Annotated in this window: 22 protein-coding genes; 4 read left to right on the forward strand and 18 right to left on the reverse strand. The window is 64.2% G+C overall.

Going from position 1 to position 22522, the window contains the following annotated elements:
- Nucleotides 1-77: 77 nt before the first annotated feature.
- The 4 genes from ACNFCJ_RS05540 to ACNFCJ_RS05555 form a co-directional block, all read right to left on the reverse strand.
- On the reverse strand, nucleotides 78-383 hold the full coding sequence (locus ACNFCJ_RS05540) for an urease subunit beta (RefSeq protein ID WP_416770244.1): 306 nt from the start codon (nucleotides 381-383) through the stop codon (nucleotides 78-80).
- Between the two features lie 7 nt (nucleotides 384-390).
- Nucleotides 391-891, reverse strand: coding sequence for a GNAT family N-acetyltransferase (locus ACNFCJ_RS05545; RefSeq protein ID WP_416770246.1), 501 nt, complete (start codon nucleotides 889-891; stop codon nucleotides 391-393).
- A 3-nt stretch (nucleotides 892-894) separates the two neighbouring features.
- Nucleotides 895-1197: an urease subunit gamma gene (gene ureA / locus ACNFCJ_RS05550; protein ID WP_416770248.1), complete on the reverse strand. Its 303-nt coding sequence runs from the start codon at nucleotides 1195-1197 to the stop codon at nucleotides 895-897.
- 81 nt (nucleotides 1198-1278) lie between these two features.
- Nucleotides 1279-2115 carry an urease accessory protein UreD gene (locus ACNFCJ_RS05555; RefSeq protein WP_416770249.1) on the reverse strand — a complete coding sequence of 279 codons (837 nt, stop codon included), beginning with the start codon at nucleotides 2113-2115 and terminating at the stop codon, nucleotides 1279-1281.
- Nucleotides 2116-2285: 170 nt separating this feature from the next.
- Between ACNFCJ_RS05555 and ACNFCJ_RS05560 the strand changes: the two genes are divergently transcribed.
- Nucleotides 2286-2999, forward strand: coding sequence for a sulfite exporter TauE/SafE family protein (locus ACNFCJ_RS05560; RefSeq protein WP_416770251.1), 714 nt, complete (start codon nucleotides 2286-2288; stop codon nucleotides 2997-2999).
- A 66-nt stretch (nucleotides 3000-3065) separates the two neighbouring features.
- Here the strand turns inward: ACNFCJ_RS05560 and ACNFCJ_RS05565 are convergent, their stop codons facing one another.
- From ACNFCJ_RS05565 to ACNFCJ_RS05585, 5 genes are all read right to left on the reverse strand, one after another.
- Nucleotides 3066-3824, reverse strand: coding sequence for an SDR family NAD(P)-dependent oxidoreductase (locus tag ACNFCJ_RS05565; RefSeq protein ID WP_416770252.1), 759 nt, complete (start codon nucleotides 3822-3824; stop codon nucleotides 3066-3068).
- A 138-nt stretch (nucleotides 3825-3962) separates the two neighbouring features.
- Complete coding sequence (locus ACNFCJ_RS05570) at nucleotides 3963-4721, reverse strand: amino acid ABC transporter ATP-binding protein (protein WP_125881480.1); 759 nt, start codon at nucleotides 4719-4721, stop codon at nucleotides 3963-3965.
- Nucleotides 4714-5376: an amino acid ABC transporter permease gene (locus ACNFCJ_RS05575; RefSeq protein ID WP_416770254.1), complete on the reverse strand. Its 663-nt coding sequence runs from the start codon at nucleotides 5374-5376 to the stop codon at nucleotides 4714-4716. Before ACNFCJ_RS05575 ends, ACNFCJ_RS05570 begins: the two co-directional genes overlap by 8 nt.
- A gap of 10 nt (nucleotides 5377-5386) precedes the next feature.
- Entirely contained in the window at nucleotides 5387-6028 is a 642-nt protein-coding gene (locus tag ACNFCJ_RS05580) for an amino acid ABC transporter permease (RefSeq protein ID WP_119691952.1), read from the reverse strand.
- A gap of 187 nt (nucleotides 6029-6215) precedes the next feature.
- Nucleotides 6216-7097, reverse strand: coding sequence for a transporter substrate-binding domain-containing protein (locus ACNFCJ_RS05585; protein WP_177429620.1), 882 nt, complete (start codon nucleotides 7095-7097; stop codon nucleotides 6216-6218).
- A 176-nt stretch (nucleotides 7098-7273) separates the two neighbouring features.
- On the opposite strand from ACNFCJ_RS05585, the gene ACNFCJ_RS05590 reads away from it, so the two are divergent.
- Entirely contained in the window at nucleotides 7274-8767 is a 1494-nt protein-coding gene (locus ACNFCJ_RS05590; protein WP_416770255.1) for a PLP-dependent aminotransferase family protein, read from the forward strand.
- Nucleotides 8768-8904: 137 nt separating this feature from the next.
- Here the strand turns inward: ACNFCJ_RS05590 and ACNFCJ_RS05595 are convergent, their stop codons facing one another.
- Entirely contained in the window at nucleotides 8905-10224 is a 1320-nt protein-coding gene (locus ACNFCJ_RS05595) for an aspartate aminotransferase family protein (protein WP_416770257.1), read from the reverse strand.
- 182 nt (nucleotides 10225-10406) lie between these two features.
- Here ACNFCJ_RS05595 and ACNFCJ_RS05600 point away from each other — a divergent pair, with 182 nt between their 5' ends.
- Nucleotides 10407-11192, forward strand: coding sequence for an aldolase (locus ACNFCJ_RS05600; protein ID WP_416770258.1), 786 nt, complete (start codon nucleotides 10407-10409; stop codon nucleotides 11190-11192).
- 89 nt (nucleotides 11193-11281) lie between these two features.
- On the opposite strand, the gene urtE is transcribed toward ACNFCJ_RS05600, so the two are convergent.
- The 5 genes from urtE to urtA form a co-directional block, all read right to left on the reverse strand.
- Nucleotides 11282-11980 (reverse strand): urea ABC transporter ATP-binding subunit UrtE, encoded by a 699-nt coding sequence (gene urtE, locus ACNFCJ_RS05605; RefSeq protein WP_416770260.1) that lies wholly within the window; start codon nucleotides 11978-11980, stop codon nucleotides 11282-11284.
- Between the two features lie 84 nt (nucleotides 11981-12064).
- Nucleotides 12065-12907 carry an urea ABC transporter ATP-binding protein UrtD gene (urtD, locus tag ACNFCJ_RS05610; RefSeq protein WP_059390389.1) on the reverse strand — a complete coding sequence of 281 codons (843 nt, stop codon included), beginning with the start codon at nucleotides 12905-12907 and terminating at the stop codon, nucleotides 12065-12067.
- Nucleotides 12904-13995, reverse strand: a complete 1092-nt coding sequence (urtC, locus tag ACNFCJ_RS05615; protein ID WP_099522643.1) for an urea ABC transporter permease subunit UrtC — start codon at nucleotides 13993-13995, stop codon at nucleotides 12904-12906. The genes urtD and urtC overlap by 4 nt, the downstream gene beginning before the upstream one ends.
- A complete protein-coding gene (urtB, locus tag ACNFCJ_RS05620) occupies nucleotides 13995-15563 on the reverse strand; it encodes an urea ABC transporter permease subunit UrtB (RefSeq protein ID WP_416770262.1) in 1569 nt (522 codons plus the stop codon). The genes urtC and urtB overlap by 1 nt, the downstream gene beginning before the upstream one ends.
- Nucleotides 15564-15675: 112 nt before the next feature.
- A complete protein-coding gene (gene urtA / locus ACNFCJ_RS05625; protein ID WP_059390392.1) occupies nucleotides 15676-16941 on the reverse strand; it encodes an urea ABC transporter substrate-binding protein in 1266 nt (421 codons plus the stop codon).
- Nucleotides 16942-17058: 117 nt separating this feature from the next.
- On the opposite strand from urtA, the gene ACNFCJ_RS05630 reads away from it, so the two are divergent.
- A complete protein-coding gene (locus ACNFCJ_RS05630; protein WP_416770264.1) occupies nucleotides 17059-17274 on the forward strand; it encodes a hypothetical protein in 216 nt (71 codons plus the stop codon).
- A gap of 332 nt (nucleotides 17275-17606) precedes the next feature.
- Here ACNFCJ_RS05630 and ACNFCJ_RS05635 read toward each other — a convergent pair whose 3' ends face one another.
- From ACNFCJ_RS05635 to purD, 3 genes are all read right to left on the reverse strand, one after another.
- Nucleotides 17607-18200, reverse strand: a complete 594-nt coding sequence (locus ACNFCJ_RS05635) for a MarC family protein (protein WP_143505506.1) — start codon at nucleotides 18198-18200, stop codon at nucleotides 17607-17609.
- A 66-nt stretch (nucleotides 18201-18266) separates the two neighbouring features.
- Complete coding sequence (locus tag ACNFCJ_RS05640) at nucleotides 18267-21047, reverse strand: response regulator (RefSeq protein WP_416770266.1); 2781 nt, start codon at nucleotides 21045-21047, stop codon at nucleotides 18267-18269.
- A gap of 110 nt (nucleotides 21048-21157) precedes the next feature.
- Nucleotides 21158-22447 (reverse strand): phosphoribosylamine--glycine ligase, encoded by a 1290-nt coding sequence (gene purD, locus ACNFCJ_RS05645; RefSeq protein ID WP_416770268.1) that lies wholly within the window; start codon nucleotides 22445-22447, stop codon nucleotides 21158-21160.
- Between the last annotated feature and the right edge of the window lie 75 nt (nucleotides 22448-22522).

The raw sequence follows: 22522 nt of genomic DNA on the forward strand, positions 1-22522 counted from the left end.
TGGAAGTCCTCGTAGGGTGCGCTGTGCGCACCGTTGCTATCTGTGTCGTTGCTGGTGCGCACGGCGCATCCTACGGGCTATAGATCGCCCATGACCCGGCCGGCGAAGCCGAACACCCGTCGGGCGCCGGCCAGATCGACCAGCTCCACGTCACGGCTCTGCCCCGGCTCGAAACGTACGGCAGTGCCGGCCGGGATATTCAGGCGCATACCGCGAGTGCTGGCACGGTCGAACAGCAGGGCGTCGTTGGTCTCGAAGAAGTGGTAGTGCGAACCGACCTGGATAGGCCGGTCGCCGCTGTTGGCTACGGACAGGGTCAGGGTGCGGCGACCGGCGTTGAGCTCGATCTCGCCGTCGTCAATCTGGTATTGGCCGGGAATCATGGGGTGCTCACTCCAGAATCAGTTGCATGAACGTCAGATCCAGCCAGCGGCCGAACTTGCGGCCGACCTGGGGCATCTGTCCGGTGGTGACGAAGCCGAGGCGCTGGTGCAGGCGGATCGAAGCGGCGTTCTCCGACTCGATGGCGGCGACCATGACGTGCAGGTTGGCGGCGCGGGCGCGCTCGATCAGCGCCTGCATCAGCGCCGGGCCGAGGCCCTGGCCGCGTTGGTCGGCACGTACGTAGACCGAGTGCTCGACGGTCTGACGAAAACCTTCGATGGTGCGCCAGGTGCCGTAGCTGGCGTAGCCGATTACCTCGCCGGCGCCGTCATGGGCGACCAGTACGGGAAAACCCGCTGCAGTGCGCTCGGCCAGCCAGGCGCGGCGGTTGGCGAGATCCACCAGGGTCTCGTTCCAGATTGCCGTTGTGTGCTGCACCGCGTCGTTGTAGATGGCGAGGATGCCGGGCAGGTCGGCGTCACCGGCGTCTTGAATCGAATAGGTCATGACTTAAGCAATCGGCTGATGCACGGTCACCAGCTTGGTGCCGTCAGGGAAGGTGGCTTCGATCTGGATCTCCGGGATCATCTCCGGCACACCTTCCATCACCTGATCGCGGGTCAGCAGGGTGGTGCCGAAGTGCATCAAATCGGCCACAGTCTGGCCGTCGCGTGCGCCTTCGAGCAGGGCGGCAGAGATATAGGCCATGGCTTCCGGGTAGTTCAGCTTTACTCCGCGCGCCAGGCGGCGCTCGGCCACCAGGCCGGCGGTGAAGATCAGCAGCTTGTCTTTCTCGCGTGGACTCAGATCCATCGTGTTACTCCATTGGGGCGTATGCCAGGCATCGCCGGAATGCGTCGTGGGGTAGGGCGGGTGTCGCTTTTACATCCGCCGTCATGTGCTCCAGATACGGGGTGGGCGTGCTTCACGCCCCAGCAACGCTGGGCGCAGCAGGCGCCAGAGCTCGATCAACCAGGCACGTGCCTTGAGTGCTTCACTGGCCAGGCAGCGCGCTACAAGCAGGCCTGAAATCTGGCTGAGGTCACCGCGTACGCCGTCGATCTTCAGCTCCCGGCAGCGTTCCAGTAAATCACTGTCTACATCGGCGCTGATCAGCAGGGTGGCGAACACCGGCTGGCCGTCGAGGCCGATAGGTGAGTCGAGCAGGCCATCGCCGCCGCTCACGCGCTGGCGCTCGTGCCAGAGCAGCTTGCCATCGCGGCGGACATCCAGTGCGGCCTGGAAGTGGCCGCTGGTAAAGCGCTCGTCGGCGGCGGGTCGGCCGAGGGCGACGATGTCCCAGTAGAACAGGCGGGCGTCGCCCTGCAGGTCGATCTGCGTGTGCAGTTCGGCCTGGGCACCGGCGTAGATGATGGTTTCCTGCGGCAGCCATTCCAGGGTGGCGCCGGCGTCGACGCGCAGGTGCAGATTCTGATGGGCGACGCCCGCGGCGCGATACCACTTGGCTGCGCCTGGGCTGGTGAGTTGCACCCAGGTGTTATCGCCAGCGTGAGCCGAGATATCCAGAACGTCGCCGCCGGCAATGCCGCCGGGCGGGTGAACGATGATGTGCTGGCAGACTTCCGGCCCCTCGGCATACAGGTGCTTCTGCACCCTAAGTGGGCCAAGGTGACGCCTTCGCACTGGAGTGGTGCGTTCGCCGTGGCGCGCGTAGGCCAGCTCCAGCTCGGCGGGCCAGCTTGGCGTGAATAGGACGGCAGGCAGATTCATGTCGAGGCAGCGGTTCCGCAGGATAGTTGACCGAGTGGGCAAGCAAGAGGCGTGCCCTGAACCAATTCGGTGCGTATTTGCGCCTGTGGCCAGTCGTGCTGCCTTATCTGGCTCTGCCTTCTCACACCTGGCCGGCTCTAGAGTGGGGCGTCGATTCGTGCGGAGCGCTTATGTTCACTTTTATCGCCTTCGCCGCCGGCCTGGTGCGCGGCTACAGTGGCTTCGGTTTCGCCATGCTGATGGCACTCGGGCTGATGCTGCGGCTGCCGCCTGCGGAAGCGGTGCCAGTAGCGCTGATTCTCGATGTGGCCTGCAGCGTGACACTGTGGTCGGCGGCGCTGCGTGCCGTGCATGGGCGCGTGCTGAGGCGGCTATTGGTCGGGATGCTGCTGGCGGTGCCGCTGGGTGCCGGGCTGTTGCTGTGGCTGCCGGCCCGCATCATGGCGCCGCTGGTGGCGGTGCTTTGTCTGTGCGGGGGCATGCTGGTGTTATGGCGACCGTCCGTTGCCACACCGGTGAGCCAGGGCATGGCCTGGTTGGCGGGCCTGGCATCAGGGCTGGCGACTACCATGGCTTCGGCTGGCGGCCCGCCCTTGATGATCTACCTGCTGCGCAGTGGCCTCGATGCGCGCCAGTTGCGCGCTACGGCGGTGCTGTTCTTCCTCGCCAGCAGTGGCGCTGCGCTGATCGGGTTGGGGCTTGCGGGTGTGCTGAGCGGCGCGCTGTGGCGGCTGGCGCTGGAACTGGCATTGCCGGCGCTGGCCGGCAACCTGCTTGGCCAGTGGCTGCATCCGCGCTGGCAGCCGTTACCGCTGCGGGTGCTGGTCGGTGGGCTGCTGGTGCTGCTGTCGCTGGGGAGTCTGTTGCGGGTGTTGTGCGTGTAGGGCAGGGGCATCACCAGACACGGGTGGTCTGGCGGGTTGCACCCGCCCTACGCTGAGCTACGACCTTCAATCGCGGTCGACGGCGAAAGGCGACCAGGCCTGGCGGCTCGGCATGATTTCCAGACGGTTGATGTTGATATGGTCGGGCAGGGTGGCGACGTAGAAGATCTGCTCGGCGATATCTTCGGCGGTCAGCGGAGTGGTGGTGCCGTATAGCGCGTCGGAGGCAGCCTGGTTGCCCTTGGTGCGTACCAGGGTGAACTCGGTTTCGGCCATGCCGGGGGCGATGTCGGTGACGCGCACGCCGGTGGATACCAGGTCGCAACGCAGGTTGAAGCTGAACTGTTTGACGAAGGCCTTGGTGGCGCCATACACGTGGCCGCCCGGGTAGGGCCATTCGCCGGCCACCGAGCCGATGTTGATGATGCTGGTGCCCTTGCCGATTTCCAGCAGCTTCGGCAGCACGGCGTGGGTGACGTTGACCAGACCGGTGACGTTGGTGTCGATCATGGTGTGCCAGTCTTGCAGGGCAACCTTCTGCGCGGCCTCCGGGGCCAGGGCCAGACCGGCGTTGTTGACCAGCACATCGATGCGGTCGAAGGGCGCTTGCAGGCCGTCGACCAGCGCCTTCACCGCGGCGGCGTCACGCACGTCGAGTGCAGCGATGTGCACCGGCACCTTGCCCTGCAGCTCGGCCTTCAGTTCTTCCAGGCGCTCCAGGCGTCGGCCGCTGAGTACCAGCGCCCAGCCGGCCTCGGCGAAACGTCGTGCCGTGGCGCGGCCGAAACCGGATGTCGCGCCTGTGATGAATGCCACCTTGCTCATGGATAACCTCGTTTTGCTATCAGGGTTCATGGCCTGCTCCTGTACCCTCTATCGGGCGCAGCTCGAGCAGTCCTTTTGCTGCGGTGCGCCAGTGTAAAACCTTGGCCTAAAGGCCGCGCTCCACAGCTGGTCGCGGATTCATGCGGACAGTTCGAGAAACTTGCGCACGCGTTCGGTTTCCGGGTTGGTGAAGAACTTCTCCGGGGCGGATTTCTCGATCAGCAGGCCCTTTTCCAGGAACACCACCTGATCCGACACCGCGCGGGCGAATTCCATTTCGTGGGTGACCACGATCATGGTGTAGCCCTCGCTGGAGAGGTTCTTCATCACCGTCAGCACTTCACCGACCCGCTCCGGGTCGAGTGCCGAGGTCGGCTCGTCGAACAGGATCACTTCCGGGCTCATGGCCAGCGCGCGGGCAATCGCCACGCGCTGCTTCTGCCCACCGGAGAGGGTGTAGGGAAAGGCCTCGGCCTTCTGTTCCATGCCGACTTTTTCCAGCAGCGTCTGGGCGATGGCGCGGGCCTCGTCCTTGCGCATCTTCTTCACCTGCATCGGTGCTTCCATGACGTTCTGCAGCACGTTCAGGTGCGGCCACAGGTTGAAACTCTGGAACACCATACCGGTTCTGGCGCGGATCGCTGCCAGGTCGCGGTTGTTCATGCGCTTGCCCTGGGCATCCACGCCGATGCGCTGGCCGGCGATATGAATGCTGCCGCGATCCGGCTCCTCGAGCCAGTTGATGCAGCGCAGCAGGGTGGACTTGCCCGAGCCGGACGAGCCCAGCACGCTGACTACCTCGCCCTTGTTCACGGTCAGCGAGATGTCGCGCAGTACCTCGACGCCGTCGAAGCTCTTGGAAAGATTGTCGATCTGTACCGCAGGTGCCTCAGGCATGTTCGAAACCTCGTTTGGCGCCGAACCGGCTCGCCCACTTGAGCGCCAGTTCCAGGCAGATGCTGATGATCCAGTACAGGGCGATGACCACGATGAACGCCTCGGTGGGGATGAAGTAGGTGGCCTGCACCGAGTTGGCCGCGGCGGTCAGTTCCTGCACGGTGATGATGGTGAGAAAGGCGGTGTCCTTGAGTGCGTAGATCAGCTGATTGCCGAGCAGCGGACGGGTGCGGATCACCAGTTGCGGCAGGATGATCCGCCAGTACAGGCGAGCGGGGCGAAAGCCATGGGCCTTGGCCGCCTCGACCTGGCCGAGCGGCAGCACCAGGCGTGCGCCGCGCAAGATCTCGGCGAAGTACGCCGCGTGATAGATGGCCAGCGAGACAAGGCCCGCGCTCCAGGCGCTGGGCTTGATGCCGAGCGCCGGCAGGCCGTAGTAGAGCAGGTAGGCCAGCACCAGGAAGGGCAGCATGCGCATCAGATTGATCGCCCCGCGCAGCAGCGTCGACAGCCAGTTGCGGCCCTCCAGCAGGTAGACGGTGAAGCAGCCGATGACGAAGGCTGCCAGCACCGACAGGACGAACAGGATCAGCGTGTTGAGTGCGCCGTTGAGGAAGGCGTCGCGCGCCTCCCAGATGATGCTCCATTCGGTCATGGTCGCGTCCTCACATGGCCAGTCGGTTGGCTTTCTTCTCGGCCACGGCCTGCACCTTGAGCAGCACGCCGATGATCAGCATGTACAGCAGGGCAGCGGCGAGAATCGGTGGCAGCGGCTCGTAGGTCACGGCGCTGATGCGGTTGGTCACGCGGGTCAGATCGACGATGCCGATTACCGCGATGGCCGGGCTGCTCTTGATCAGGAAAGACATCTCGTTGACCAGGCCGGGCAGGCTGCTGGTGATCATCTGCGGCAGCATGATGCGGCGGAAGAACACGCCATTGGTCATGCCGCAGGCCAGTGCCGCTTCCTTCTGCTCGCGGGAGAAACTGATGAACGCCGTGCGCCACACCTCGGCGTTGAAGGCCGCGGTGTTCAGGGTGAGGGCGAGAATCGCTGCCGTGTTGCGATCCATGGCCAGGCCGAAGGTCGGCGCCGAGAGAAAGATGAACAGCACCAGGGTGACCAGCGGCGTGGCGCGCGCCAGGCTCACGTAGAGCACCAGCGCCTGCTCCACGAAGGGAATGCGCGCCATGCGCAGCAAGGCGATGCCCAGGCCGATGACGACGCCCAGGGCAATGGCGATCGAGGAGATCCACAGAGTCGTCCAGGCGCCTTCGAGCAGCAATAACCAGGCTTGTCCGTTCATGTCGGGCTCCAAGGAAAGGGATGGGATGTTGCAAGCAAGGTCAGGGCCAGAGCTGGCCCTGATAGACGGCAGTGCGTTGGCGATGAGCATGTAGGGTGCGCCGTGCGCACCGAGGCGCTGGAACCATTTACGCCGGTGCGCGGCGCACCCTATGCGGCCATGTCAGAGACGTGGCCGCAGCCCGCTGTCACATGCCGGCCAGTTCGTGGAACTGCTCGACCTTGGTGATCGGCTCCTTGGGCATGGCCGGGAAGGCTTCGCCGAACCACTTGGTCTGCAGCTCGGCCAGGCGGCCGCTGTCGCGAACTTCAGTCATGAAGCCGGTGAGGAATTCCAGCAGCTCGGGGCTGTTCTTCGGTACTGGCCAGGCGGCGAAACCATCACCGGACACGGCAATGCCCTTGGCGAAGGTATCGCCACGGGTCTTGACCAGGTCGTTGACCGAAATCAGCGCGTTGATCACGTAGTCCAGGCGACCGTTGGCCAGGTCGGCGTAGGCCTCCGGGTAGGACGGGTATTCGGTGACCTTGCCGATCTTGCAACCCTCGGCCTCCATCATCTTCTTCAGCTCCGGCAGGCGTGCGAGCAGGGCGCTGCCGGCCTGCAGACCGACGGTCTTGCCGCACAGGCTGGCGATATCGCTGAGGCTGTCATCGCCTGCGCGCTTGACGTAGAAGTGCTGCGCCGAGGCGAAGGGTGGGGCGAAGTTGAACACGCGCAGGCGGTCGTCGGTGACCAGGGCGCCGGTGAAGGCCATGTCGTACTGGCCGGACGAAACCGAGGCGAGCAGGCCGGTCCAGGGCAGGATTTCCTGCTTCACATCGAAGCCCTGGGCCTTGGCATAGGTCTTCAGGTCTTCGAGCAGCTCCTTGTGGAACCCTTCCGGTTTGCCGTCGACGATGAAGTTGAACGGCGCGTAGTCATCCTCGGTGGCAACAGTCATCACGCCCTTGGACTTGATCTCGTCAAGGTCGGCGTGGGCGCTCAGCGAGGCGCCGACCAGGCAACTGGCCAGGGCCAGCTTGCGCAGCAGGCCGAAGGGTTTGGAATCGGTTTTCGATGGCTTCATGGGCGTGCTCCAGAGGTGTCGACAAGGGTTGTCCAGGCCGCTCGGCGGCGGTTTCGTTTTCACCTTAGAGACGCCTGACGAGCCGGCGATAGGGGCAGTTCCGCCCATTGTTCTGGCCAGCGACAGTGGCGCGCTACTTGCTACATCACAGGGTTTTTTGGCTGTTGGAGGGCGCCATGATCGATCACTTTTACCATCTTGATTTCGACCGTCAGCGCGGCCTTCAGGAGCAGCTTCGCGAGTCGCTGGTGTCGGCCATTCTCGGTGGCGGCTTCCCTGCCGACGAGCCACTGCCGTCGTGCCGCAAGCTGTCCCAGCAGTTGTCGGTCTCGCGCAATACCGTGGCGCTGGTGTACGAGAGCCTGCTCGACAACGGCTACCTGGTCAGCCGCCCGCGCAGTGGTTACTACCTGCACCCCGATTACTGCGGGCAGACCGATGCCGTACTGCGCATGACGCCGCTGCGAAAACCGGAACCGTCCGATGACAGCAGCGCCGCCACTGCCCCGGATTGGGCCGCGCGCTTTCGTATGCAGCCCAGTTTGAAGCACGGCGTGCTGCGCCCGAGCAACTGGAGCCGCTTCACCTACCCCTTCATCTACGGCCAGCCGATCAGCGAGCTGTTTCCACTGGAGCGCTGGCGCGAGGTGTCGCGCAAGAACCTCAGCGGTGAGCGCGACCAGCTGTGGCTGGGCGACCGTTTCGACCGTGACGACGAGCAACTGATCGAGCAGCTGCGCACCCGCGTGCTGCCCAAGCGCGGCATCTGGGCGCGGGCCGACGAGATTCTGGTAACCCTCGGTTCGCAGAACGCGCTGTACTTGCTGGCCAGCCTGCTGATGGCGCGCGGGGTGCGTGTTGGCATGGAGAACCCTGGCTTTCGCGATGCGGCTAGCATCTTCGACATTCACGGCGCCAAGGTGCACCTGCAGGATGTCGACGATCAGGGCCTTGTGGTGGACCGGCGGCTGGATGACTGCCAGTACCTCTACGTGACGCCGGGGCACCAGGTACCCACCGGCGTGGCGATGAGCACGGCGCGGCGCGAACAACTGCTGAGGCAGATTCGTGAGCACGACCAGGTGCTGATCGAGGACGACTACGACGCTGAATTCAACCTCGACAACCACCCGCTACCGGCGCTCAAGGCCAGCGACAGCAGCGGACGAGTGATTTACTTGAGCAGCCTGTCCAAGGCCTTCTCGCCGGGGCTACGCATCGGCTACATGGTCGCCGACGCCGAACTGATCGACGAACTGCGCGCCCTGCGCCGGCTGATGTATCGCCATCCACCACTGAACAACCAGCGCATGCTTGCCGACTTCCTCGCTCAGGGGCATTACGACGCGCACCTGCGGCGCTTTCGCGAGGAGCATTGTCGTCGTCGCGAGCTGCTCTACCAGGCGCTGCGCAGCGACCTGAGCAACTGCCAGCCGATGGGCAGCCCTGGTGCCAGCGCCTGCTGGCTGGCAGCGGCCGCAGGCGTCGATACCCAGCGCCTGGCCTGGGCGGCGGCGCAGCAGAGCGTGCTGATCGAGTCCGGGGCGCAGTTCTTCCTCGGTGATGGCGAGGCGCCGAAGAATTTCATGCGCCTGGGTTTCCATGCCATCGATGCAGAACGCATTCGGCCGGGTGTGCAGAAGCTGGGTGAGGTGTTGGCGGGGTTATGATCGCTTGTCTCCCCTCTCCCGCTTGCGGGAGAGGGGCGGGGGAGAGGGTTTGCCGGCGACTCCTATCTGCCGTACTTGCCCTCTCCCCAACCCTCTCCCATAAATGGGAGAGGGGGCTGTCTGCGGCCCGGACAGAGTCAGGCAAAACGCGGTGCGAACAGGGCGAACACCTCGTCGAAGATCGCCAGCGCCTCGTTTACCTGGGCGGCGCTGACGATGCACGGCGGCACCACATGGATGCGGTTCTCCACCACGAAGCTGAGCAGCCCGCGCGCGGTCAGCGCAGCCTTCATTTCCTGCATCACCGCTGCCGGCATCGGCGTCTTCTTCTGCACGTCGCTGACGAATTCCAGTGCCCAGAACAGGCCGACACCACGCGCCTCGCCGATCATCGGGTAGCGCTCGGCCAGTTTCTTCAGGCCCGGGCCGAGCACCTGGGCGCCGATGTTACGGGCATTCTCCACCATGCCTTCCTCGCTCATCGCATCCAGGGTGGCGACGATGGCGGCCATGGCCAGCGGGTGGCCGGAGTAGGTCAGCCCGCCGGGGAAGAAGTGGTTGTCGAAGTGCTCGCAGATCGGCTTGGAAATCATCACGCCGCCAGCCGGTACGTAGCCGGAGTTGACGCCCTTGGCGAAGACGATCAGGTCCGGCACCACGTCGAAGTGCTCCAGTGCCAGCCAGCTGCCGGTGCGGCCGAAGCCGGCCATCACCTCGTCGAGAATCAGCAGAATGCCGAACTCGTCAGCCAGCTTGCGCACGCCCTGCATATAGCCTTTCGGCGGTACCAGAATGCCGGCGGTGCCGGGAATGCTCTCAAGCAGTATCGCGGCGATGGCACCCGGACCCTCGCATTCGATGACCCGGCGCAGGTGCTGCAGGGCACGCGCGCATTCTTCCTCTTCGTTCGCCGCATTGAACTCGGTGCGGTACAGGTAGGGGTTGAAGAAGTGCACATGGCCACGGGCGTATTCGTTGGGCACACGGCGCGGGTCACCGGTGGCGACGATGGCCGCGCCAGTGCTGCCATGGTAGGAGCGGTAGGCGGAGAGGATCTTGTCGCGGCGGGTGTACAGGCGCGCCATGCGCATGGCGTTCTCGTTGGCATCGGCGCCGGCGTTGGTAAAGAACACCTTGGAGAAACCGGCCGGCGCGCGGGCGAGGATGCGCTTGGCCGCTTCGCCACGCATCAGGTTGGCGGTGGCCGGGGCGATGGTCACCAGGCTGCCGGCCTGTTCCTGGATGGCGGCGATCACCTTCGGGTGCTGGTGGCCGATGTTGGTGTTGACCAGTTGGCTGCTGAAGTCGAGGTAGCGTTTGCCGTCGTAGTCCCACAGGGTGCAGCCCTCGCCGCCGGCAATCACCAGCGGGTTGAGGGCGCCCTGGGTCGACCAGGAATGGAAGACGTGCTGGCGATCCAGATCGTGGACGTACTGGTTGCTGATCGGTGTGCTCATGATGACCTCGGGCTGGTCGTTGCGGATGGCTGCACCATAGGAACAAAGCGGCCGTGTGCCGTAGGGCCAGATGCCGGAAGTGGCTGGGTCAGCGCGTCTGGCTCGCCGACATCGAGCAACTGTCCCTAGGCGCTTGGTGTGCACAGGCTAGGCTGGAGGCATACGTTTTCAGGAGTGAAACCATGGCCCACGCATTCGAAATCAACACCGCCCCGCTGGCGTCCACAGAGGGTCTGAACAGCCCCGAGATCGCCCAGGCGCGTATCGACCTGGCCGCCTGCTTTCGCATGGCGGCACGGCTGGGCATGGGCGAAGGCATCTGCAATCACTTTTCCGTGGTGGTGCCGGGGCGGCCTGAGTTGTTTCTGGTTAACCCCTATGGTCTGGCCTTTGCCGAGGTCACAGCGTCATCGTTGTTGATCTGTGATTTCGAGGGGCGCGTGGTGCTTGGCGAGGGCCGCCCGGAGGCCACGGCGTTCTTTATCCACGCCCAGTTGCACCGCCTCAACCCGCGTGCCACGGCAGCCTTCCACACGCACATGCCCAATGCCACAGCGCTGTGCATGTTGGATGGCGAGCCCTTCGTCTGGGCCGGGCAGACGGCGTTGAAGTTCTACGAACGCCTGGCGGTTGATGAGGATTATCAGGGCCTTGCCCTGAACTATGCCGAGGGCGAGCGCATCGCCCGTGCGGCAGGTGATGCCGATGTGGTGATGCTGAAGAGCCATGGCCCCCTTGTGCTGGGGCCGAGCATTGCCGAGGCCTGGGATGACCTCTACTACCTGGAACGTGCCGCCGAGGTGCAGCTAAAGGCCATGGCCAGCGGTCGTCCGTTGAAAGCGGTGACGCCGGAGATTGCCAGTGCGGCGTGCCGGCAGATGCTGCAGGGCAACGCCGAAAGCGCGTGGCTGCATCTTGAGAGCGTGAAGCGCCAGTTGCTGCGTGAGGGTTCGGATTTCGCTGAGTAGGGCGGATCAGGGTGGATGACATTTTTTTCATCCACCATTGCATCGCAGAGTGGTGGACGGATGAAGCATCGTCCACCCTGCGAGGCTGGTCAGATCGCCACTAGCCCGCGTACGCCTTCGGCCTCCATGTTCTCGCCACGGCCCTGCTGGACGATCTCGCCACGGCTCATCACCAGGTACTGGTCGGCCAGTTCGGCAGCGAAGTCGTAGAACTGCTCCACTAGCAGGATGGCCATGTCGCCGCGAGCGGCGAGCTTCTTGATCACCACGCCGATCTCCTTGATCACCGAGGGTTGGATACCTTCGGTGGGCTCGTCGAGGATCAGCAGGCGCGGCTGGCTGGCCAGAGCGCGACCGATGGCCAGCTGTTGCTGCTGGCCACCGGACAGGTCGCCGCCACGGCGATGCTTCATCTCGCGCAGCACCGGGAACAGCTCGTAGATGAATTCCGGCACGGCCTTGGCATGGCTGCCGGTAAAACGTGACAGGCCCATCAGCAGGTTCTCTTCCACCGTCAGGCGGCCGAAGATTTCGCGTCCCTGGGGCACGTAGGCGATGCCGGCGTGCACGCGTTGGTGGGGTTTGAAGCCGGTGATGGCCTTACCTTCCCATTGCACGCTGCCGTCCTTGGCCGGAATCAGGCCCATCAGGCATTTGAGCAGGGTGGTCTTGCCCACGCCGTTGCGGCCGAGCAGGCAGGTGACTTCGCCGACCTTCACGTCGAACGACAGGCCACGGAGGATGTGGCTGCCGCCGTAATACTGGTGGAGTTGTTGGACTTGCAGCATATCGATGTCCTTAAGCATGCGGTGCGCGTGGCGCACCCTACGGGATAAACCGCGCCGGGTAGGGTGCGCCGTGCGCACCGACTGTCAGCGACCCAGATAAACCTCGATCACCCGCTCGTCGTTCTGTACCTGCTCCAGCGAGCCTTCGGCCAGCACGCTGCCCTGGTGCAGCACGGTGACGTGGTCGGCGATGGAGCCGACGAAGCCCATGTCGTGCTCCACCACCATCAGCGAGTGCTTGCGTGCCAACGACTTGAACAGCTCGGCGGTGAACTCGGTCTCGGCATCGGTCATGCCTGCCACCGGTTCGTCGAGCAGCAGCAGGTGAGGCTCCTGCATCAGCAGCATGCCGATCTCCAGGAACTGTTTCTGGCCATGGGAGAGCAGACCAGCTGGGCGGTTGCGCGAGGCTTCCAGGCGAATGGTGGTCAGCACTTCCTCGATACGATCCTTCTGCTCGCCGCTGAGTCTGGCGCGCAGGCTGGCCCATACCGACTTGTTGGTCTTCTGTGCCAGCTCCAGGTTTTCGAACACCGTCAGCGCTTCGAACACCGTCGGCTTCTGGAACTTGCGGCCGATGCCGGCCTGGGCGATCTGCACTTCGCTCATGGCGGTCAGGTCGTACTGCTCGCCGAAGTAGGCCACGCCGTTGTCCGGGCGGGTCTTGCCGGTGATCACGTCCATCATGGTGGTCTTGCCGGCGCCGTTGGGGCCGATGATGCAGCGCAGCTCACCGACGCCAATGTACAGCGTCAGGTTGGTCAGTGCCTTGAAGCCATCGAAGCTGACGTTGATATCTTCCAGCGTAAGGATGGTGCCATGGCGGACGTTGACGCCCTTGCCGACGTTCTTGCCGGTGTCCAACGCAAGGCCGGTGGGATCGAAAGCGGCTTCGAGCATGGTTTCAGGTACCGGAGTGGCTTTCATTGATCCTTCTCCTTGCGCAGCAGGCCAACCACGCCGCGTGGCAGGAACAGGGTGACGACGATGAATAGCGCGCCCAGGGCGAACAGCCAGTATTCCGGGAAGGCAACGGTGAACCAGCTCTTCATGCCATTCACCAGCCCGGCACCAAGCAGCGGGCCGATCAGCGTGCCGCGACCGCCCAGGGCGACCCACACGGCGGCTTCGATGGACTGCGTCGGTGCCATTTCGCTGGGGTTGATGATGCCCACCTGCGGCACGTACAGCGCGCCGGCCAGGCCGCACAGCACTGCGCTCAGCACCCAGATGAACAGCTTGTAACCGCGTGGGTCGTAACCGCAGAACATCAGGCGGTTCTCGGCGTCACGCAGGGCCGTGAGCACGCGGCCAAACTTGCTGCGTGCCAGGCGAAAGCCCAGGTACAGGCTGCCCACCAGCAACACCACGGTGGCGAAGAACAGCGCCGCGCGAGTGCTCTGCGCGGTGATGTCGAAGCCGAGGATGCGGGTGAAGCCGGTAAAGCCGTTGTTGCCGCCGAAGCCGGTTTCGTTGCGGAAGAACAGGAGCATGCCGGCGAAGGTCAGCGCCTGGGTCATGATCGAGAAGTACACGCCCTTGATCCGCGAGCGGAAGGCGAAGAAGCCGAACACCAGCGCCAGCAGGCCGGGCGCCAGCACCACCAGGCACATCGCCCAGAGGAAGCTGGAGGTGCCGTACCAGTACCAGGGCAATTCGCTCCAGGCGAGGAAGCTCATGAACGCTGGCAGGCCGTCACCCGCCGACTGGCGCATCAGGTACATGCCCATGGCGTAGCCGCCGAGGGCGAAGAATAGGCCGTGGCCCAGCGACAGCATGCCGGCGTAGCCCCAGACCAGATCCAGCGCCAGGGCGACGATGGCGTAGCAGAGGATCTTGCCCACCAGGGTCAGCGAATAGGCCGAGACGTGCAGGGCATGGTCGGCCGGCAACAGGTGCAGCAGCGGCATGGCCAGCAGCACGGCCAGCACCAGCAGGCCGATGGCCAGCGAAACCTGAGGGCCGAGCTTGGCGCTGGCGCGGGCCAGCAACGTTTGATTGAGTGGCATGGTCATCAGTCGATCACCCGTCCTTTGAGAGCGAAGAGGCCTTGCGGGCGTTTCTGGATGAACAGAATGATCAGCGCGAGGATGAGGATCTTGCCGAGTACGGCACCGATCTGCGGCTCGAGGAATTTGTTCACCACGCCCAGGCCGAAGGCGGCCAGCACGCTACCGGCCAGTTGCCCGACGCCGCCGAGTACCACCACCAGGAAGGAGTCGATGATGTAGCTCTGACCGAGGTCCGGGCCGACGTTGCCGATCTGGCTCAGGGCCACGCCGCCGAGGCCGGCGATGCCCGAGCCGAGACCGAAGGCCATCATGTCCACGCGCCCGGTGGGCACGCCGCAGCAGGCGGCCATATTGCGGTTCTGGGTTACCGCGCGCACGTTCAGGCCCAGGCGCGTCTTGTTCAGCAGCAGCCAGGTCAGGACCACGACGAACAAGGCGAAGCCGATGATGACGATGCGGTTGTACGGCAGCACCAGGTTCGGCAGCACCTGCATGCCGCCAGACAGCCAGGCCGGGTTGGCCACTTCGACGTTCTGCGCACCGAAGGTGACGCGTACCAGCTGGATCAGGATCAGGCTGATACCCCAGGTGGCCAGCAGGGTTTCCAGCGGGCGACCGTAGAGATGGCGGATCACCGTACGCTCCAGCGCCATGCCGATGCAGGCCGTGACAACAAAGGCGATCGGCAACGCGGCCAGTGGGTAGAGTGTGAGGTATTCGGGAGCCAGGCGTTGGAAGCTCAGCTGCACCACGTAGGTGGTGTAGGCGCCCAGCATCAGCATTTCGCCGTGGGCCATGTTGATCACCCCGAGCAGGCCGAAGGTGATGGCCAAGCCCAGCGCTGCGAGCAGCAGTATCGAGCCCAGCGACAGGCCGCTGAATGCCTGGCCTAGCAGTTCGCCGATCAGCAGTTTGTTCTTCACCTGGGCCAGGCTCTGCTCGGCAGCGGCGCGCACGGCGGTATCGCTTTCCTCGCCATCGAGCAGGCTTTGCAGGCGGGTGCGCGCCAGCGGGTCGCCGGTCCTGCCCAGACGCTCCACGGCAGCGAGGCGCACGGCAGGGTCGCTGGCCTCCAGCTGCAGGTTGGCCAGGGCCAGGGTGATGGCGTCACGCACGTTCTCGTCGGCTTCCATGCTTAGGCGGTTTTCCAGCAGCGGCAGCAGTGTCGGCGGCGTGTTGCGTTGCAGTTGCTTGGCCGCAGCGAGGCGCACGGCGGCATCGTCGTCGAGCAATTGATGGCTGGCCACGGTGAAGGTGACCAAGCCGCGCAGGCGGTTGTTCAGGCGCAGTTTGCGTGGCGTGCCATTGGCTTCGGCGTCGCCATCGGCGGCTTGCCAGGTGCCGTCCTGTTCGATGAAGGCACGTTTGTCGGCATCGCTGCCGACGCGGCCCTGCTGCAGGGCTTGCAGCAGTGGCATGCGTTCGGTGTTGGGCGCGGCGGCCCAGTCCTGCAGCAGTTTGGCCTGCTTGCTGGCGTTGGCCGCGACGAAATCGTCGGCCTCGCCAGCCTGCGCCGCCAGGGGCAGCAACAGCAGCAGGCCCAGGAAAATTCGGGTAAGGGCAGTGGGCATAAGGGTGTCCTTGGCGTAGCCCGGATGTAATCCGGGACAGCTCTCCCCGGATTGCATCCGGGCTACGTTTGTCCTCTCCCTGCGCGGTTGGCACAGGGAGAGGGCTTTTGCCTTAGTTCGACTTCACCGGGGTATCGGCTTTCTTGTCGTTGCCTTCGATGTACGGGCTCCACGGCTGGGCGCGGATCGGGCCTTCGGTTTCCCAGACCACGGAGAACTGACCGTCATCCTGAATCTCGCCGATCATCACCGGCTTGTGCAGGTGGTGGTTCTTCTCGTCCATCTTCAGGGTGAAGCCGCTCGGCGCCGCGAACTCCTGGCCGGCCATGGCTTCGCGCACCTTGTCGACGTCGGTGGTGCCGGCCTTCTCGACGGCCTGCGCCCACATGTGGATGCCCACGTAGGTGGCTTCCATCGGGTCGTTGGTCACCACGGTGTCGGCGTTGGGCAGCTTCTTGGCCTTGGCGTAGGCTTTCCAGTCGGCGACGAACTTCTCGTTGACCGGGTTCTCCACGGACTGGAAGTAGTTCCAGGCCGCCAGGTGGCCGACCAGCGGCTTGGTGTCGATGCCGCGCAGTTCTTCTTCACCCACGGAGAAGGCCACCACCGGCACTTCGGTGGCTTCCAGGCCCTGATTGGCCAGCTCCTTGTAGAACGGCACGTTGGAGTCGCCGTTCACAGTGGAAACCACGGCAGTCTTGCCGCCCGCGGAGAACTTCTTGATGTTGGCGACGATGGTTTGATAGTCGCTGTGACCGAAGGGGGTGTAGACCTCTTCGATGTCCTTGTCGGCGATGCCCTTGCTGTTGAGGAAGGCGCGCAGGATCTTGTTGGTGGTGCGCGGGTAGACGTAGTCGGTGCCGAGCAGGAAGAAGCGCTTGGCCGCGCCGCCGTCTTCGCTGAGCAGGTATTCCACCGCCGGGATGGCCTGCTGGTTTGGCGCTGCACCGGTGTAGAACACGTTCGGCGACATCTCTTCGCCTTCGTACTGCACCGGGTAGAACAGCAGGCCGTTGAGCTCCTCGTAGACCGGCAGTACCGATTTACGCGACACGCTGGTCCAGCAGCCGAAGGTCACCGCGACCTTGTCCTGGGTCAGCAATTGACGGCCACGCTCGGCGAACAGCGGCCAGTTGGAGGCCGGGTCGACTACCACCGCTTCGAGCTGCTTGCCGAGTACACCGCCTTTGGCGTTGATCTCGTCGATGGTCATCAGCGCCATGTCTTTCAGCGAGGTTTCGGAAATGGCCATGGTGCCGGACAGCGAGTGCAGGACGCCGACCTTGATGGTCTCGGCGGCCTGGATGGACCAAGACAGGCCCATGGCGGCGATGGAAGCGGAAAGGGTAAAGGCCTTGATCAGGCTGCGACGTTGCATGGTGCGATCTCCATTCACAATCGTGAGTAAGTGGACAGCGTTGTTATTGGTCATGCGTGAAGGTCATGGCCCGGTTGCTCCGGCATCTGCTCTACGCGCTGACGAGCGCCGTACAGCTTGTGCAAGGTGATCGAATGCACCTCTGCCTTGCTGACCTCTATATGGCCCTTGAGCAATTGCTGTGCCTCTTCTGAGCGACGAGTCAGGATCGCCGGCGCCGCTCAGCTCGATACGCTGCGTCTGGACGCGGTGCAGCCGCCCCGCAATGCGCGCCTGCGCGTGGATTTTGTGGTGTACGCGCGGCTTTTCGTGATTGCCGGTGATTGGCCGTGAACGGTTGCGCCGGGGGTGAGGCGGCAACGCCGATGCCCCGTCTTTCGCACCATCCAGGTGCGAATCAGCGCCTGCGGTGCAGGCAGGTGATCATTCGTGGGGCGCTAGCAGGGACGGCGCGCCGCTTCGAGTTCGAGCGCGTCGAACCGGGCGAGTATCCGCAGGCGACCCTGCCAGGCACGGCCTAAGTGCGCCTGGAGAAAATCTTCGCGTTGCAGGCGATGCAGGGCGCATCGCTGCTCGTTTGCGGATTGCCGGGGGAGTGTTAGACACGATTGCTGCGAACAGCCTGCCCTGGACGTTGGTGCAGGCGTTCGTCAGGTACCGGGGTTTCAGAGCACCAGGTAGTTCTTCACCCCGGTGAAGATGATCTGCGCCGCCAGGGCGCAAACGAACAGCCCCATCAAACGGCTGACGATCTGCAGGCCCTGGTCGCCGAGCAGGCGCTCGAACTGGTTGGACAGGTACAGCACCACGCCCACGGTGAGGCTGGCGAGGAAGATCGCTGCCACCGCTACCAGCTTGTCGTCCCAGTGCGGCTGGCTGGCCCCCATCAGCAGCAGGGCACCGATGGTGCCGGGGCCGACGGTCAGGGGGATGGTCAGCGGGACGATGGTCACGTCCTGCTGTACGTTATCGCTCTGCACCGCCGATTTGCCCTGGGCCATGCCCAGGGCGGAGATGAACAGCACGCTGCCTGCGCCGATACGGAAGGCGTCGATGGTGATGCCGAACAGGGTGAAGATGTGTTTGCCGAACAGGTACAGCAGCACGCTGGCGATCAGTGTGGCCAGCGCCACTTTCCAGGCCAGGCGCTTGCGCTCCTTGAGGGTGTAGCCGCGGCTGAGGCCGATGAAGCAGGAGAGGACGAAGAAGGGGCTGTAGAGCACCAGCATCTTCAGGTACAGGCTGAACAACTCGGACATGGGGCGCTCGTTTGAGAGTAGGGCGGGTGCAACCCGCCATCGACAGTCAGGCGGGTTTCACCCGCCCTACGACACTTCACGCTGGCGGCGCAGCTCGCGCTCGGCAATCCAGTGCTCGATCAGCTCGCGCAGTTGCGACAGCTCCACCGGCTTGGACATATGGCCGTCCATGCCGACAGCGCGCGCGCGTTCCTTGTGTTCGCTGAGGATATGCGCGGTCAGTGCTACCACCGGTGTACGCGGGCGTTTCTCGCTCTTTTCCCAGGCGCGCAGCTGTTCGGTGGCGGAGAAACCGTCGAGCACCGGCATTTCACAGTCCATCAGCACCAGGTCGTAGGGCTGCGCCTTCATCGCGCTGAGGGCTTCTTCGCCGTTGCTGGCGGTGTCCGGCTTGAGGTTGAGCTTGCCGAGCATGCCGCGAATTACCTTGGTCGAGATGCTGTTGTCTTCGGCCACCAGAATACGGAAATCGGCCGGCACGTTCAGCGGCGTACTCACCGGAGTTGGCGCTGCTTGGGCGGGGGTGTCGTTGGGGCGCTGGGCCAGTTCATCGGCCAGGGTGGTCTTGAGCGTGTAGCCGGCCACTGGCTTGGCCAGGATGCGCTTGATCCCGGCGTTGCGTGCAATCACCTTGCTCGGCGCGTTGCTGATGCCGGTGAGCATGATGATCAGGATGTCGTGATTGAGGCTCGGATCTTCCTTGATCTTGGCGGCCAGCTGCATGCCGGTCATGCCGGGCATATCCTGATCGAGCAGCACCGCGTCGAAATATTCGCGCATGTGCGCTTTGGTGCGCAGTAGCGCCAGAGCTTCCTTGCCGGAAGGGACGGCACTGACCTGCATGCCCCAGGCGTTGCATTGCTGCATCAGTACCTTGCGGCAGGTGTCGTTGTCGTCCACCACCAGCAGGCGCGCGCCCTGCAGCGGGCTGTCGAGGTCGGCTTCCGGTTGTTCCAGACGGGCGGCGTCCAGCGGCAGGGTCAGCCACAGGGTTGTGCCCTGGTTGCCGCTGCCCTGGATGCCGAACTCGCCGCCCATCAAACGCACCAACTGGCGCGCGATGATCAGGCCGAGGCGCCCGCCCAGTCGGGTGGCAGAGAGGAAGTCGCGGCTCTGCAGTTCGGCGTTGAGCAGGGCGTCGCGTTCCTCTGGCAGCAGCGGACGACCACTGTCCTGTACGGCGACGCGCAGACGATGTTGGCCGTCGCTGCTGTCGAGGGCGGCAACCAGCAGAATCTCGCCCTCGTCGGTCTGTTTGAAGGCGTTGTCCAGCAGGCTCAGCAGGGCTTGGCGCAAGCGCGTTGGGTCACCGCTGATCACCCGTGGCACCTGCGGCTGGATGAAGCTGATCAGCTCCACGCGCTGTTGTTCGGCCTTGGCGCGGAAGATGTCGAGGCAGTCTTCGATCAGTGCGCCGAGGTCGAACTGCACATCGTCCAGTTCGATCTGTCCGGACTCGAGTTTGGAAATGTCGAGGATTTCGTTGATCAGGGTAAGCAGTTCGTTGCCCGAGCTGTGGATGGTCTGCACGTAGTCACGCTGCTTGGCCGACAGCGGCGTGCCCAGCAGCAACTCGGTCATACCCAGTACGCCATTCATCGGCGTGCGGATCTCGTGGCTGATCTTGGCCAGGAACTCAGCCTTGGCTTTCAGCTCGGCACTGCTTGCAGCCAGAGCTGTGCTTTCCTGCAGAGTGTCGCGCTGGATCTGCCGCTGCCGCTCGGTCAGCGACACGCTGAGGATCAGACCGGCCAGGGTGGCAACGCTGAATACGCCCAGCACCAGCCAGCCCGGATTGAGCTGATCGAAGCCGAGCAGCACCGGCACGAAGAAACCGAAGCCCATGTTGAACACCAGCATGCCTAAGGCGATCAGGCGTGCCGGCTGGTAACCGGCGCGCCAGTGCAGGCCGCTCACCAGCAGCAGGTTGATTGCGCTCAGGGCCACCAGCAGGTAGACCAGCGAGCTGTACCAGAACAGACCAGTGACGACGATGCACAGCGCATAGCCCAGGAGCAGTAGGGCATTACCCCGCAGCAGGCGGTTCAGGGGGCTGTGCTGCACTGGCGTGCCGTGCATGAAGCTCAGGCCAAAGGCCAGGGCGCTGAAGGCGGCGAACAGGGCAGAGAGGTCGGCGATCAAGGACTGGTTGTAGCCCAGGCTGGGCAGCCATTGGGCGAAAATGCCGAGGTTGGCCGACGAGCACACGGCCAGGCCGATGTTCACCCCGGCCAGCCACAGGCCACTGGCGCTGCGGCTGTAGATGAAGCGAATGAGGTTGTACAGGGTCAGCAGCAGCAGGGCGCCGAACAGCATGCCATAGAGGTAGGCGGGCTTTTCCAGGCTGACCAGCTCGGCCTGATCCATGACCTTGAACCAGGTCATCAGCGGGTGGTTGGAGGTCAGGCGGACATAGGCGACGCGGGCCTGGCCGTCATTCGGCAACGGCATCAGGTAGAAGCGCGACGGCAGCGGTCGCGAATCCAGCGGCATGGCCTCGCCGGTGTGCAGGTTCTGCTCCAGCACACCGTCTCTCAGCAGGTAGTAATCGAGGTACTGCACCCGTGGTGAAAAGATCCACAGCCAGGCGGGTTGCTGCTGCGGTGCGAGCTCGGCACGCAGCCAGACAGCATGATCACTGGGCGGGAAAGTAAAGGACTGTTTGCTGAGGGGTTTGAACTGCTGGCGCTGGGCGCGGACTTCTTCGAGGCCCAGGCGGGCGCTGGCGTCGACCAGATAGGACCAGCTGTGCGTGCCGGTAGGGGCTGTGTTCGCCGTGGCTGTCAGGGCAAGGCCAAGCAGCAGCAAGCTGGCGAGTAGTCCGATGGCAATCCTGAGCCGGCGCACGGGCAAAATCCTTCTAAATGAGTGGCCGGATTATAGCCAAGCATTTGCTCGAGCGAATACGGCACAAACAGCGATTTTGCCTTGTTTGTGCCGCATTTTCGCTCAAACGATCAGCTCTCGCCGCGCTCGCGGGCGATGGCCCGATAGCCGATATCGTTACGATGGAACATGCCATTCCAACGAATCTTCTCGGCCAGGCGGTAGGCTTGCTGCTGGGCATCGGCGACGCTGGCGCCGATGGCAGTGGCGCATAGAACGCGGCCTCCGGCGGTGACGATCTGGCCGTCCTTCAGTGCGGTACCGGCGTGGAACACCTTGCCGTCGAGCTTGGCGGCTTCATCCAGGCCTTCGATCACGTCGCCCTTGGCGTAGTCGCCCGGGTAGCCACCGGCAGCCAGTACCACGCCCACGGTCGGACGTGGGTCCCAGGTGGCTTCGACCTTGTCCAGGGCCTTGGCCAGTGCGGCCTCGACCAGCAGCACCAGGGAGCTCTCCAGGCGGCACATGATCGGCTGGGTTTCCGGGTCGCCAAAGCGGCAGTTGAACTCGATGACCTTGGGCTTGCCGGCCTTGTCGATCATCAGACCGGCATAGAGGAAACCGGTGTAGACGTTGCCTTCGCTGGCCATGCCGCGCACGGTCGGGTAGATCACCTCGTCCATCACGCGCTTGTGCACCTCGGCGGTGACCACCGACGCAGGCGAGTACGCGCCCATGCCGCCGGTGTTCGGGCCACTGTCGCCATCGCCGACGCGCTTGTGGTCCTGGCTGGTGGCCATCGGCAGTACGTTCTCGCCGTCGACCATGACGATGAAGCTGGCTTCTTCGCCGTCGAGGAACTCCTCGATCACCACACGCGAGCCGGCTTCACCGAAGGCGTTACCGGCGAGCATGTCGCGCACGGCGTCTTCGGCTTCCTGCAGGGTCATGGCGACGATCACGCCCTTGCCTGCGGCCAGGCCATCGGCCTTGATCACGATCGGTGCGCCTTTCTCACGCAGGTAAGCCAGCGCCGGCTCGATCTCGGTGAAGTTCTGGTAGTCGGCGGTGGGGATCTGCTGGCGAGCGAGGAAATCCTTGGTGAAGGCCTTGGAGCCTTCCAGCTGAGCGGCGGCGGCGGTGGGGCCGAAAATGTCCAGGCCACGCGAGCGGAACAGGTCGACCACGCCCTTCACCAGCGGCGCTTCCGGGCCGACGATGGTCAGCTGCACGTTCTTCTCGGCGAAGTCGGCCAGCTGTTCGATGGCCAGTACGTCGATGGCGACGTTCTCGCATTTGGCTTCCACCGCGGTGCCGGCGTTGCCTGGGGCGACGAAGACCTTCTCGACGCGTTTGTCCTGCGCCACTTTCCAGGCCAGGGCGTGTTCACGACCGCCGCTGCCGATGATCAATACGTTCATAAGTCTCTCCCAATGGAGGCGGGCCGGTGGCCCGTTTGGTGGATAGGAAAAGCGCTATCCACACTACAAATTCCG

The organism is Pseudomonas sp. NY15364 (assembly GCF_048068235.1).
Classification (GTDB): Bacteria; Pseudomonadota; Gammaproteobacteria; order Pseudomonadales; family Pseudomonadaceae; genus Aquipseudomonas; species Aquipseudomonas mendocina_D.